This window comes from Pseudochrobactrum albidum (assembly GCF_051851455.1).
GTDB lineage: Bacteria > Pseudomonadota > Alphaproteobacteria > Rhizobiales > Rhizobiaceae > Pseudochrobactrum.
In genome coordinates this window covers 1-14,087 of the sequence record NZ_JBPVTR010000022.1, presented here as the reverse complement: position 1 = coordinate 14,087, position 14,087 = coordinate 1, and the positions used below count along the sequence as shown (strand labels likewise).

The following is a 14,087-nucleotide window of genomic DNA, read 5'->3' as shown; positions in this document are numbered from 1 at the left end:
GGCCACAAATGCCGGCAAGCAAAGGCAGCTCAGGCACTGAAATCCGTGCCGGCCACCGCAGCAAGCGAACGATGAGACAAAATACTAACCGTATTGGCATCGGGCAGCTGAATCAGCCCCTGCACGCGTAATTTGGTAAAACAGCGGCTGACAGTCTCAATTGTCAGGCCAAGATAATCGGCAATATCCGTGCGGTTCATCGGCAAGTGCACCGGATTGCCGCTATGGCCGATACGCACCGCCTGAGCTGACAAAACCAATAAAAACGAAGCCAGTTTTTCAACCGGAGCCAAGCGCCCCAGCACCAGCTGATTATCCCGCGATTTACGCAAAGCCTCGCGGGTCATGACATAGAGCCTGTCCTTAAGAGCCGGATAATGCGCCATCAGCCCGTCCATCTCGCTCACAGAAAAACAACACAGGGTGGAAGGCACCACCGCTTCCGCAGTTTGCGAATAGGTTTCATCATCTGCAAGGCCAAGATAATCGCCAGGATACAGAAAACCGGAAATCTGACGCCGCCCGTCAGGCAATAATGTGAAAAGGCGCAGCAAACCGGCGGTGAGGCTGAAAACTTTCAGCTTGCGTGCCCCCTCCTCAACCAGCATCTCATTGGCCTCAAGCTTGCGTGAAGACATGATAGCCTCCAACGCTGCCAGCTCCTCGCCCTGCAAGGCAGCGCAAATTGCCATTTTACGGACTTCGCAATCTGCACACGCTCCGCAAGCTGTGCGATAGTGCTGATTTTGCAATGCCTGAGCAGTTAAAACTGAAACCACAATAATGCCCTGTTATTGCCCGATCGGGCGTGCCGTTGATTATTCTGTTATAACATAAGTAAATATAAGCATACACCGAAAGAAATACAGCATATTTACGTTTACGTAATGCCATAGACAGCCTGTAATTACCATATAACATGCTTGCCTGCGTCAAATAACGCCAGATTTTAATATGACAATCAAATATTGCGGCTGCCGGGTTTAACAGCAGGAATTGCAGCCAGCTCAGGCGGCAGATCGTCCTTATCATAGGAAGGGACTTCATATTCTGCCAGCGCAATCAGCCTGGTACCAACATCCGCCTTGCCGGCGGAGCGGTCAACAATACAGGCGGCGGCCACAACCTCCGCCTTAAGATCGCGCAATGTCGCAATCGTCTCGCGGATTGACAGGCCGGTGGTGACAATATCTTCCACAATCACAACACGCGAACCTTCAGGCAGCTCAAAGCGGCGCAACCTGAACTCGCCGTTTTCACGCTCCACCCAGATTGACGGCACACCCAGATGACGCGAAGTCTCATAGGCGGGGATCAAACCGCCAATCGCCGGCCCCACCACATAATCAATTGTACCGAGATTGGCAGCTTTTATCTTTTCAGCTAATGCCTTGCACAGCTTTTCTGTTTTATCCGCATGCATGAATACCCGTGCTTTTTGCAAAAAAACCGGGCTGCGGCGGCCGGATGTGAGAATAAAATGCCCCTCAAGAATGGCACCTGCCTCTCGAAACACGCCCAGCACTTCTTCCGTATTCATAAAAACCCCTATCCGTTAACGCGCTGCGCATCGCTGACACAGGCGCTCTCTTTCAATTGCGTGATGATGCGGTTGAGATGTTTAAGATCCCACACCTCAAGATCAATGATCATTTCAGTAAAATCAGGCGCGGTGCGCACCATCGACAAATTGTGAATATTCGTATCATTGACAGAAATAACCTGCGCTATTTCTGCCAGAGACCCCGGTGAATTGATGGCAGATACCATAACGCGGGCAGGAAAACGCTCATGCATTTCACTGTCAATATCCCAGCGCACATCAATCCAGCGTTCCGGCTGATCATCATAGGCAGTCAGCGCCGAAGACTGGATCGGATAAATGGTAATACCAACACCCGGCTGCAAAATACCGACAATACGATCTCCCGGCACCGCGCCCTCGGGTGCAAACCGCACCGGCAAATCAGAATTGGCACCACGAATAGGCACCGCCTGACGGTTTACGGGTGCGGTTTTCGCCTTGCCCTCGTCATCACCGCCGCTGCCTTCAGGCACCTTGAAAATCATGCCTGCAGCATTCTGAATATTAAACCAGCCTTTTTCTCCGCTTTTGGCCGGACTGTTCTGGGTAATGCGGGTATCCTGATAATCAGGATAAACCGCCTTGAGCACATCTGCCGATGCCAGTTCACCACGCCCCACCGCGGCAAAAACATCCTCAACATCCTTGCGCGCCAAACGCGCCAGCACCGGCTTCAGCAAATCCTTGGTGAAAGCCTTGCCGCTGCGCTCAAAGGCGCGTTCCAGAATGCGCATACCAAGGCCGGAATATTGCTTGCGCACCGCAGCACGTGTTGCCCGGCGAATGGCAGAACGCGCCTTGCCGGTTATCACCAGCGATTCCCATGCCGCTGGCGGCACTTGTGATTTGGAGCGGATAATATCCACCTCATCACCGTTTTTAAGCTCGGTCATCAGCGGCATCATGCGGCCGTTAATTTTAACGCCCACTGTTGAATCCCCGATATCCGTATGCACCGCATAGGCAAAATCAATCGGGGTTGCACCACGCGGCAGCGCAATCAAACGGCCTTTTGGTGTGAAGCAAAACACCTGATCCTGAAATAATTCCAGCTTGGTATGTTCCAGAAACTCTTCCGGATTATCCCCTTCAGACAGGGCTTCAATCGTACGGCGCAGCCATGCATAGGCATTGGATTCCGTTGAAATTGCCGTTGGCGCATTATTGCTGCGGCCATCTTTATAGATTGAATGGGCGGCCACACCATATTCAGCCACATCATCCATGGCGTGGGTGCGGATCTGTAATTCCACACGCTGGCGCGAGGGGCCGATAATCGTGGTATGAATGGAGCGGTAATCATTTTGCTTGGGCGTGGAAATATAATCCTTAAAGCGCCCCGGCACCATGGACCATGTACGGTGAATGATGCCAAGCGCCTTATAACAATCATCCACATTATCAACAATCACACGAAAGCCGAAAATATCCGACAATTGCTCAAAAGACAGCCCCTTGGTTTCCATCTTGCGAAAAACCGACCACGGCTTTTTCTGGCGGCTGGATACACTGGCCTTCAGGCCCTTTTCTTCAAATAATGCAGCCAGATCCGCTTCAATCTTACCAAGAAGGCCGCGGTTTTTTTCCATCAATTCGGCAAGCCGGTCTGTAACCGCGCGCCATGCTTCCGGATTAATATAACGAAAAGCCAGCTCCTCCAGCTCCTCGCGCATATCCTGCATGCCCATGCGGCCGGCAAGCGGCGCATAAATATCCATCGTCTCTTCGGCAATGCGGCGGCGTTTATCCTCACGCATCACGCCGAGGGTGCGCATATTATGCAAACGATCAGCAAGTTTAACCAGCAGCACGCGCACATCATCAGAAATTGCCAGCAAAAGCTTGCGCAAATTCTCTGCCTGCACCGCCTTTTTGGAAACAAGATCGAGTTTTTTAAGCTTGGTCAGCCCCTCCACCAGCTTGCCGATTTCCGGCCCGAAAAGCTGATCAATCTCGGCACGCGTGGCATCAGTATCTTCAATCGTATCATGCAAGAGCGCAATGGCGATTGTCGCCTCATCAAGGCGCATATCAGTGAGAATGGCCGCAACTTCCAGAGGATGCGAAAAATAAGGATCGCCGGAGGCGCGTTTCTGGCTGCCATGCTTTTGCATCGCATAGACATAAGCCTTGTTCAGCAGCGCCTCATTCACATCAGGCTTATAGTGCTGCACCCGCTCAACCAGCTCATATTGGCGCATCATCAGCCTGCACTCCCCTTACCCATATTCATCTGCCAGCGGCACCTGCCGCCGATCTGCCACAAGCATTCAACAGACAAAAACAGGTACTGCCCTGAAACCATACAATATTTCAATATCTTCCGGTATTTTTTATGCGACATTTCAGCAAAGACAAGATTAAATTGCCGGCATATATAAAACAAAGCGCCGCAGGCGGAGCCCGCAGCGCCTTGCCAATCAGACAAGCTGGTAACATTCTGCCGGCAGCAGAAGCGCCGCCGCTTCAATTACAATCAGTAATCGTCGCTTTTTTCAGGTGCCACAAGACCTTCAATACCAGCAAGCAGCTCTTCTTCACTCATACTGTCAAAAGTCACAATATCTTCGGCAACAGGCTCACCTGTCAGCTCATCAACAGCGCCGCTGATCTGCAATGGCGCAGGTGCTTCCGGCTCATCAATTTCAACATGTTTCTGCAGCGAGTGGATCAGGTCTTCTTTCAGATCACCAGGCGACAGGGTCTCATCAGCAATTTCACGCAGCGCAACAACCGGGTTTTTATCATTGTCGCGATCAACCGTAATCTGACCGCCCTGTGAGATCTGACGTGCCCGATGGCTGGCAAGCAGAACCAGCTCAAAGCGGTTATCCACCTTGTCAACGCAATCCTCAACGGTAACGCGGGCCATAGAGCGCCCCTTTCATATCTCAAAAAATCAATTCAGGAATTCACGGTTTCAATAACGCTAGTTGCAGCAAAAAACAAGCAAAAGCGCACATAAAGAGCATGAAACTCGCACATTATCCCGTATAAGTACATCAAATCCCGCCTGATCACCATAACAGAAAAGCGTTCAACACCGCCAAACATATCGGCAAAGCTGCATTTCCCCGGCATTACACACTGCAAGATCACAAGCAATTTGACGACCGGCAATATCGTTTTCGTAATACTTAATTCTTCGTCTATACTTTAGCAGATATGAAAATACAAACAGGGAATGGCCGCAGAGAAATTTAAAGCTTCGGTCAATTTTCATCAATTTACGCCTTTGCACAACTCTGCCGTTTATTTTCAGGCCATAACACAAATAAAAATTTCCATAGAATCAGATTATATTAGAAAATGCTTTTTATGTTTCAGGGCGCTGTAAACTTAAAAACCAAGTCTTTTAAATCGTTTATACTTATCAACAAAAAGCCGGCATATTTCATTTATTTGATATTTATGATATCTTAAACAAAAATTTTATTCAATATCTACAAAAAGAACAACAAAAACAACCTGTGATTGCTTGCCTTTCTGTGGGCGAGCCTTAGAACGCAAATGAGGAGAGGCTTTTTTCAAATTAAAAAATTGAAAAGCACAGACAATTAATCAGCTGAATATTACTTTGCTGAAGAATGGATAATTATCAAAATGTTTGATTCACGCGAAAAAATCGCGCTTTTTATAGACGGCGCAAATCTTTACGCTGCTTCGAAGACCCTGGGCTTTGATATTGACTACCGCAAATTGTTAAAAGCCTTTCAGAAGCGCGGTTATTTGTTGCGCGCTTATTATTATACAGCATTGGTGGAAGATCAGGAATATTCCTCCATCCGCCCGCTGATCGACTGGCTGGACTATAACGGCTATAAAGTGATTACCAAAGCCGCCAAGGAATTCATGGATGCCACAGGCCGCCGTAAGGTCAAAGGCAATATGGATATTGAACTGGCCGTGGATGCCATGCAGCTTACAGAAACCGTTGATCATTTCGTGATCTTCTCGGGCGATGGTGATTTCCGCTGCCTCGTAGAAGCTTTGCAGCGTCGCGGCCGTAAAGTGAGCGTTGTTTCAACCCTGACAACCCAGCCGCCAATGATTTCGGATGAATTGCGTCGTCAAGCCGATCATTTCCTTGATCTCATGACATTAAAGCCTGAAATCAGCCGCGATACCAATGAGCGCCCTGCCCGCCGTTTTGATGAGGAAGAAGACCTCTATTGAGATTTAAACTGCCATTAAGATTTAAGCTGTCATGGCACTGAAGTCGCAACCGCCTCATGATTGCACAATCTGTCCGCGCCTGCATGATTTTATCAAAGGCTGGCGCGGACGCGAACCGTCATGGTTCAATGCGCCGGTTCCGGTTTTTCTGCCAACAGACCAGCAGGATAATCCCCTAACATCTGTCAATACAAACAGCCTGCCCGCCTTTGCGGAGCGGGCGCGCCTGTTAATTATCGGCCTTGCACCGGGCTTGCGCGGCGCCAACCGCACCGGCCGCCCTTTTACCGGCGATTATGCGGGTGATCTGCTTTATTCCACACTCAAAATTTATGGTTTTGCCTCCGGCCTGTTTGAGGCGCGGCCCGATGACACGTTAACGCTGAATGATTGCGCTATTGTCAATGCGGTGCGCTGCGTGCCTCCGGAAAACAAGCCAACCGGCGCTGAAATCAATCATTGCCGGCAATTTCTGACACCGGTAATCAATGGCTTACCCAATTTGCAGGCCATTGTCACACTTGGCACCATTGCCCATCAATCCGCCATCCGCGCGCTCGGCCAGCCGGTATCACGGCACAAATTTGGCCACGGCGCACAAACACAAATCGGCCATTTGCGGATTTTTTCCAGCTATCACTGCTCGCGTTACAATACCAATACAGGCGTATTGACCGAGGCAATGTTCCACGATGTGTTTAAAAATGTGCGGCAATATCTGGAGACAGTATAGTGCGGCTCCGGCAAGGATAAATATGCCGGAACCGCTCTGAAAATTACCCCCGGCGACCGCTTACCAGATCCTGCTGGATATTGGCCTTGCCATAAAGGCGTGATTTATAAACTGCATAATTTTCCATCACGCGCTGCACATAATTGCGGGTTTCGGTATAAGGAATGCGCTCAATCCAATCGACAACCTCATCAATATTACGGCCACGCGGATCACCGTAACGGGCAACCCACTCACTCGCCCGCCGCGGGCCGGCATTATATCCGGCAAAGGTGAGAATATAGGAACCGTTAAAGCGTTCAATCTGCTCAGCCAGATAATGCGCGCCAAGGGTTGCATTATATGCGGCATCTGTTGTCAGGCGGCTGGCAGAATAAGCCAGCCCTGCCCGTTGCGCCACCCCCTTGGCCGTGCCCGGCAATAATTGCAGCAGACCACGCGCACCGGCACCGGAAACCGCCGAAACATTAAACTCACTCTCCTGACGGGCAATAGCATAGGCAAGTGCTGCACCTGAGCCCTTGATATTGGCATTGGCAGGAATAGCGCCGATCGGGTGAGAAAGCGCCCCCACATCAAGCCCGCGGCCGGCAGCAATCTTGCCCACACGCAGCGCCAGATAATGATTGCTGTTACGCTCGGCCATCACCGCCAGCAAGGCAAGCTCTCCCACGCTGCTCAGCTCCTGCGCAAGATTGATATAAAGGCTCTGGGCACGATTGCCATAGCCAATTGCCTCAAGGCGGCGGATTGCCCGCACCGGCTCGCGGGAATCAAAACGTGCGCGATCTTCAACAGTTGGCTTTGGATAAGGCAGCTGCAATGCGCCATTGCCCAGCCGCGCCGCCGCCAGCTGCCCATAAAATGCAGTACCGTAATATGATGCCCGCTGGAAAAACTGCCGTGCATTACCGCCGCCGCCAGCCTCGGCTGCCCGCCCCATCCAGTAATAAGCACGCGATGCAGACACAGGCCGTGATGAAATCTGCGCGATACGGGCAAAATGCTTTTGCGCCAAACCTGCATTATTCAACGCACGCAGCGCATACCAGCCAGCATGAAACTCGGCATCGGCGGCCATTGCCGGCGTTTCTGCACTATGAGCGGCCGCAAGGCGATAGGCCAGCTGCGGCTTGTCTATATCCAGCAATTCACGTGATAAAACACGGCGCTCCACCCACCAGGCATCCGGATCAACCAGTGATGCGGCATCCCGTGGCGCCTTCATCATTAATTGCGCAGCTTCGGTAAATTTTTCGGAACGGCGCAGATACTGAATTTTCAAAAACAGATAAGCCGGATTGGCCTGCCATGTGCGATGCACGCCATTGAGTTTGCGCGCCGCATCCGGCGCACGTTTATTTACGGCCGCATAGGCTGCGTATAAAGACTCCGCCCCTGCAAGCGCTGCTATGCGTGCCGCTGATTGCTGACGGTTCTTATAAAGCATGCGTATAAAACGCGCCTGATGATCCTCGCGCGTCAACACACCGGAAAACTCACGTAATATCAGCGTTTCATCCTTGGCATCCAGCCGCGCATTAGCCCACCATGGCGCCAGTAACCGGCGCGCAATGGTGCGATCGCCGCCGGCAAGATAAGCACGCGCAAGCAGCACCATGCCTTCAGTGGTTTGCGGCCGGCGCTTGCCAAGATAGGAGACAACAGCTTTTGCCGGCGCATTTTCGCGATAAAGCGCGCGCTCAACATTGCGCTGAATGGCTGGCATACCCGGCCAGCCGCCAAGCTCGCCGGCTGCACGGGCAATTTCTGAACTTGGCAGCCCCTCCGCACCAGAAAGCGCGAGCACCCATGTGAGAATATGGCGATCAAGATCATTGGCAGGCATTGAATTGCGAACGGCCAATGCACGGCCTGCATCTCTGGATGAAAGCGCATCAAGAGCCGTTTTCAGGCTGCCATTAACAGCAGCAGGCGCCTGCGCGCGTGGTATTGTTGCGGTTATGGTCGGGTCTGGCCGCATCATTGGCGGCGGCGTGCGCAAAACTTGAGGCGCAAAAGGGCGCAGCAAAGGTGTGGGCACATTCTCAATCTGCTGGGCAATCGCTGACGGTGCCGCAACAGACAAAACCGCGCCGGCCAGCAAAAGAACATGTTTTTTAACCGGCCCCTGCCTGAAAAGTACAAATTTACGCATTACAAACCCGTTAAAGTCATGATGAAGCAAATTTAAGGCGCAGCCTGTGAGAAACACTTTGCCCGATACCTGATTGCTTATGATGCGCCGATCTTATTTCACATCAATGAAGGCATTGTTAATGAAGCCTTACCTTGAATATTCATGAACAAAATTTTGTCGCTATTGGCTGTTGTCTATCATGGGGAGGCAAATCACCCATAATTCAAAAATCAGCATTTTGCTTAAAAAATATCGTCAATATGCCGAAAAACCCTTTCATTCACGGCATTGCGATGATTATCCGGTAAATATGTATAAATTTGCTTGCCCGTACAAATAAGCAGGATTATGGTGCGGCGGCTTGCACAGGGGAGAAAGTCAATCTCACATCTGTGCCAGTTTGTTAAGGGGGCACTGATATAAAAAGCTGTACTCCGCGACAATCTAAATAATCTTATTAAACATTACCGCATCTGCCGCCAAAACGGCAATGCACCAGCATACCACTTTATTCAGCGCATTATCACAGCTGTTGACAAGCGGAAACAGAAACCGAACCAGTTATGTGCCGATGGCTTCACCGGCTGCATAATATTTTACATTATTACGGCAAACTTTTTGGGAGTACCCGATGCTTAAGGGCTCAATCACGGCTATCGTCACACCTTTTACCGAGCAAGGTGCCTTTGACGAAAAAGCGTTCCGTAGCCTTGTAAACTGGCAGATAGAAGAAGGAACTCATGGTTTTGTGCCTGTGGGCACAACCGGTGAGACGCCGACGCTGTCTCATGATGAACATAAACGGGTGATTGAAGTTTGCGTGGAGGAAACAAAAAAACGGGTGCCGGTGATCGCCGGCGCAGGCTCTAATAATACTGTGGAAGCCATTGAACTGGCACAGCATGCCGAAAATGCCGGCGCGGATGCCGTTCTGGTGGTAACCCCTTATTATAACAAGCCAAATCAACGCGGGCTTTATGCGCATTTTTCTGCCGTTGCCAAAGCGGTCTCCATCCCTGTGGTGATATATAATATTCCCGGGCGCTCAATCATTGATATGACGCCGGAAACCATGGGCAGGCTGGTGCATGATCATAAAAATATTATCGGGGTAAAAGATGCCACCGGAAAAATTGAGCGCGTTTCTGAGCAACGCATAACATGCGGCACAGATTTTATTCAGCTTTCCGGCGAGGATGCCACGGCGCTTGGCTTTAACGCCCATGGCGGTCGCGGCTGCATTTCTGTTACATCCAATATTGCGCCGCGCCTTTGTGCTGCATTTCAGGATGCCTGCCTTAAAGGGGATTATACAACTGCGCTCAATATTCAGGATCGCCTGCTGCCATTGCATAAGGCACTGTTTCTTGAGCCCAATCCATCAGGCCCGAAATATGCGCTTTCGCGGCTGGGATTGATCAGAAATCACCTGCGCCTGCCATTGGTGCCGATTGAGGCGGAAACCGCAGAGAAAATTGATCAGGCCATGCGCCATGCAGGTTTATTGAAATAAAATGCGCAATGTCCGGCCGATAAAGATTTTGGCCGGACAACGCGCTTTTATCTGTTTGAAATCACGGCGGATTATCCGCCGCGCTTTATTCTTGCAATTATATCGGGCTGTTTTTAGCCACCGCTTCGATTGCCCCTCAGCAGGTTTTGAACAGGTGGATTAAAGCGCGATATAGTCTGGAAAAAGCATTGAGGCTTTTGTATTATCCCCGCAAAAATGCCAGGACCTGCAAGCGATTACGGGAAATTGTGAAAATTTTACAAGCCCTACTGGCAAAGATGCGGATCAGATATATATTGCTACCATGAACACGAAAAAAAACGCGCCTGCGCGCAAAATCATCGCTGATAACCGCAAAGCGCGTTATAATTATGAGATCCTTGATGTGATTGAGGCTGGCCTTGTGCTATCGGGAACTGAAGTTAAATCACTACGTTCCAATCAGGTCAATATTGCGGAGAGTTATGCCAGTTTTGAGAATGATGCTTTCTGGCTGATCAACTCCTATATTCCTGAATATACGCAAGGCAATCGTTTTAATCATGATCCGCGCCGGTTGCGCAAACTTCTGCTCAGCCGCCGCGAAATTGTGCGGCTTGCCAATGCCATTGCGCGAGAGGGCATGACTGTTGTGCCGCTAAAACTCTATTTTAATGAGCGCGGCAGAGCCAAGCTGGAACTTGCCCTTGCCCGCGGTAAAAAACTGCATGACAAACGCGAAACCGAAAAGAAACGCGACTGGAACCGTGAAAAATCACGCCTGCTGCGTGAACGCGGATGAATCCGGTTATCCTTATCTTTGGCATTTGCGCACAAGAAACATGAATTGGTTTTCGTAAACTAATTTAGAAACCAAATAATCAGAGCGGTTCCGGCCTTTCAGAGCATTTCCGGTTTAATTTTAATTATAGAAATGCTCTGTTTTTGTTTTGACGTGTATCTCATCTCAAAACCGCTTCACATTTTTCCGGATACGCTTTGGCGGAACCGCTCCGGAATATATTTTTTATCATTTCTTCTGCGTAATGAAGGCGCAAAGTGCTGTCATCAGCCAGCCGCCGATCATTGCAGAACCGCCAAGCGGTGCGGCCATAGGGAACAGGCGATGGCCGGTAAAATCGCGCAGAATCAGATCACCGCAAAAAAGAGAAAGACCGGCCATTACCAAAATTGCAGACCAGAAATATGCGCGATTGCGGCCGGCAAGAGATGCAAAACCCAGAAATGCTGCCGCATGGCCAAGCAAGATCGGCGCAGCAATCCCAAGATAAATATGATCGCCATGGGCAGAAGCCGCATAGGAAGCCATGGCCACGGCACCGGAAAGCCCGGCAAAAAACACGAAAAAACGATTAATATTTGCTGTCATATCCCGTTCCCGGTAATATTCTTCACCCTTTTATCAGCGCGATATTTTGGCCAATAATCGCGCTGAGATTTATAATGTGCAATTTTAAGAACATTACCAGCTTTAAGAACATTACCGGCAAAAATGTGAGTTTTTTTGTATGCAATATAATGCATAACAACAAAAACATGGGGCATTTCAGCATTTTCATGAAAGGCTAAAATGCCTGAACAGGAAATATCAGCGAATCTCCAGCACCTTCACGCAGCTATCCAGATCATTCGTCGCAAGATGTGCATAGCGCATTGTCATCTGCAAGGTCTGATGCCCGAGCCACATCTGCACGCGCCTGATATCAATGCCGCCACGCACGAGACGAGAGGCGCAGGTATGGCGCAGAATATGGGGCACAACCTGTGCATCTGTGCCAAGACCAACCTCGATTTTTGCTTCATTCCACACGGCGCGAAAGGCCACTTGTGTGAGCATAGAAAACGGCCCCTTATGGCGCTCCGCAGCAATGCGGCAGCTTTTTTGCGCGCGCTTGGTGAGCGGCACAGTGCGGCTGCGATTGGATTTGGTGAGCCAGAATGTAACCCGCTGATCTTGCAGATCATTCCATGTCAGGCCAATTGCCTCACCAAGGCGGCAGCCGGTATCAACAAGAAAAACAGCCAGCCTGTAGCTATGCTCGCAGCGCGCTTTGATTGCAGCAAATAACCGCGCTTCTTCATCAAGCTCCAGAAAACGAATCCGCCCTGCCCGCTCTTTTTGACGAATAAATTCAGGCAGGCTGAAGATGTCCCCCATCTTATACGCCTTTCGCAGTAACTTGCTTAGCGCCGCCATTTTCCTGTTAATGGTGGCGTTGCTGTTATTGCGCTCGCGCAGGGTACCGATAATTCTGTCCAGCATTTCCTGGCTGAAGCCACTGAAACGCTCGCCTTGCAGAATTTCGTTTATCTCACCCAAAAACAATCTCACATTATATTTATGAGACCCCTCGTCCCACAAAATATTGAGATAGCGTTCGGATAATTCAGTAACGGAATATTGCTGTACCAGACGATGTGTTTTTACATTCGCAGATGTAAAACTCAGATTATAACCGGTAACAGGTGTGAAAATATCTGCATTCGCAGCAGAAATATCCCTCTTCAGCTCCATCATAAGGCCCCCCAGCCGTCAGAATGACTGAGAAAATTAGAGCTTATAGAAAAATAAAACAAGTGCCGGATGTGAAATCGATCAATCAACATAGGGGAAAACTACTCTGTTTAAATGCTTTTACTGCCCCCTTTCGATACTCAATCCGCCTTTTCCCGTTACAAAATTTCAAATTTATCAGTTATAAGCGCATCTTTTTTAAAAGATGGTCCCCGCTTGAGCGCCTCATCAGAGACGATAATACCAGCGGGAAAACCCGCTGGTACTTATTTAAACTAAACCAATGGCTTAGAAAGAACGCTGGAAGCGGATTGTAGCGCCCCATGCATCTTTGTTTTCAACATCCTTAGCAAGGCGTGCAGGATGGCTGTTCTTCCACTTGGTGTAAGTTACTTCCGGAGTGATGGTGAAGCCAGGAACCAGATTGTAAGCTACGTTAGCAGCAACAGCGGTTTTACCCCAATCTTCGTAAGCAGCCTGTACGTTGAAGGTAGCCTTTTCGGTTGCCTTGAACTTGGCACCGCCCCAGACAGCCCAATCGCCGCCCCAGTTGCCGTACATGCCAACAGCTTCTTCATAAGAAGCATAGCCGCCCTGTACCCATACGGAGAACTGGTCAGTTACGTTTACATCGAGGCGAACCTTACCGGCCCATTCTTCAAGATTGGAATCGTAAGCTGCAACACCGGCGATCGAACCCCAGGCCTGTTCAAATTTCAGACCGGCGACAACATGCGGCATATAGCTGTCGATACGGTTGCTGAACTTAGCTTTTACAAAGTCACCGTTACCGAAGTTAGCATCAGGATCATAATACTCAACATAATTGCCATTGCTGCCAAGCACAGCATAGCTGCCACTGCCCTGTTCAGCAGAGATAACGGCCGAGAAACCATTGCCTGCGGAGAAGGTGTAGCTGATCATGTTGGTGCGGTATTCGCCAGCAGCAACAACATCATCATTGATCACATCGCCGAGATAGCCGGTGAAGGTGTGGAATGCGGATTCATCCAGACCCATGCGCAGACCGCCGAGCTGAATATAAGCAAAGTTCAGCGTGTGCGAACCCTGAGAACCGTTTGAGAAGTTGAAACGGTTTTCTGTGAAGGTTTTCAGAGTACCGAGTTCGGTTTCAGAAGCGGTGTGGGTGCGCAGGGTGAAGCGGGCCAGCTTATCCCAGGTATCTTTATGTTCTTTAGTTACTTCACCGTCTTCTTTAATGTCGGTAATGCGCTTATAGCCGTATTTTTCAGCGGTATAAGCATCACGGCCGGCAGCAGCCTGGTAACGAACGTAACCGGAGATGCGCAGGCAGGTTTCAGTGCCAGGAATATAGAAGTAACCAGCGCCGTAAGCATCGCAAACGCGTACATATTCAACAGCTTCTGGTTCTGGTGCAACGATGGCATCGGCAGCCTGAGCGCC

12 protein-coding genes are annotated in these 14,087 nt (G+C 50.0%); 4 read left to right on the top strand and 8 right to left on the bottom strand.

Features of this window, described 5'->3' with window-relative positions:
- Positions 1-29: 29 nt before the first annotated feature.
- The 4 genes from ACSTTO_RS07355 to rpoZ all read right to left on the bottom strand — a co-directional run bounded on the left by ACSTTO_RS07355 (position 30) and on the right by rpoZ (position 4,457).
- Positions 30-692 carry a helix-turn-helix domain-containing protein gene (locus ACSTTO_RS07355; RefSeq protein WP_439272514.1) on the bottom strand — a complete coding sequence of 221 codons (663 nt, stop codon included), beginning with the start codon at positions 690-692 and terminating at the stop codon, positions 30-32.
- Positions 693-961: 269 nt separating this feature from the next.
- A complete protein-coding gene (pyrE, locus tag ACSTTO_RS07350; RefSeq protein WP_439272513.1) occupies positions 962-1,540 on the bottom strand; it encodes an orotate phosphoribosyltransferase in 579 nt (192 codons plus the stop codon).
- Between the two features lie 8 nt (positions 1,541-1,548).
- Complete coding sequence (locus ACSTTO_RS07345; protein WP_439272512.1) at positions 1,549-3,789, bottom strand: RelA/SpoT family protein; 2,241 nt, start codon at positions 3,787-3,789, stop codon at positions 1,549-1,551.
- Between the two features lie 272 nt (positions 3,790-4,061).
- Positions 4,062-4,457 carry a DNA-directed RNA polymerase subunit omega gene (gene rpoZ / locus ACSTTO_RS07340; RefSeq protein ID WP_439272511.1) on the bottom strand — a complete coding sequence of 132 codons (396 nt, stop codon included), beginning with the start codon at positions 4,455-4,457 and terminating at the stop codon, positions 4,062-4,064.
- A 731-nt stretch (positions 4,458-5,188) separates the two neighbouring features.
- Between rpoZ and ACSTTO_RS07335 the strand changes: the two genes are divergently transcribed.
- Complete coding sequence (locus ACSTTO_RS07335) at positions 5,189-5,761, top strand: LabA-like NYN domain-containing protein (protein WP_439272510.1); 573 nt, start codon at positions 5,189-5,191, stop codon at positions 5,759-5,761.
- A 37-nt stretch (positions 5,762-5,798) separates the two neighbouring features.
- The gene (locus ACSTTO_RS07330; RefSeq protein ID WP_439272833.1) at positions 5,799-6,494 is read left to right on the top strand and encodes a uracil-DNA glycosylase; all 696 of its coding nucleotides are present in this window, start codon (positions 5,799-5,801) and stop codon (positions 6,492-6,494) included.
- Positions 6,495-6,537: 43 nt separating this feature from the next.
- On the opposite strand, the gene ACSTTO_RS07325 is transcribed toward ACSTTO_RS07330, so the two are convergent.
- Complete coding sequence (locus ACSTTO_RS07325) at positions 6,538-8,652, bottom strand: lytic transglycosylase domain-containing protein (protein ID WP_439272509.1); 2,115 nt, start codon at positions 8,650-8,652, stop codon at positions 6,538-6,540.
- Positions 8,653-9,265: 613 nt separating this feature from the next.
- Between ACSTTO_RS07325 and dapA the strand changes: the two genes are divergently transcribed.
- On the top strand, positions 9,266-10,147 hold the full coding sequence (dapA, locus tag ACSTTO_RS07320; protein WP_439272508.1) for a 4-hydroxy-tetrahydrodipicolinate synthase: 882 nt from the start codon (positions 9,266-9,268) through the stop codon (positions 10,145-10,147).
- A gap of 304 nt (positions 10,148-10,451) precedes the next feature.
- Positions 10,452-10,928 carry an SsrA-binding protein SmpB gene (smpB, locus tag ACSTTO_RS07315; RefSeq protein ID WP_439272507.1) on the top strand — a complete coding sequence of 159 codons (477 nt, stop codon included), beginning with the start codon at positions 10,452-10,454 and terminating at the stop codon, positions 10,926-10,928.
- Between the two features lie 228 nt (positions 10,929-11,156).
- Here smpB and ACSTTO_RS07310 read toward each other — a convergent pair whose 3' ends face one another.
- The 3 genes from ACSTTO_RS07310 to ACSTTO_RS07300 form a co-directional block, all read right to left on the bottom strand.
- Positions 11,157-11,516: a DUF423 domain-containing protein gene (locus tag ACSTTO_RS07310; protein WP_439272506.1), complete on the bottom strand. Its 360-nt coding sequence runs from the start codon at positions 11,514-11,516 to the stop codon at positions 11,157-11,159.
- Between the two features lie 219 nt (positions 11,517-11,735).
- The gene (locus tag ACSTTO_RS07305) at positions 11,736-12,662 is read right to left on the bottom strand and encodes a tyrosine-type recombinase/integrase (RefSeq protein WP_439272831.1); all 927 of its coding nucleotides are present in this window, start codon (positions 12,660-12,662) and stop codon (positions 11,736-11,738) included.
- Between the two features lie 288 nt (positions 12,663-12,950).
- A partial coding sequence (locus ACSTTO_RS07300; protein WP_439272505.1) for a porin occupies positions 12,951-14,087 on the bottom strand: 1,137 nt, incomplete at its 5' end.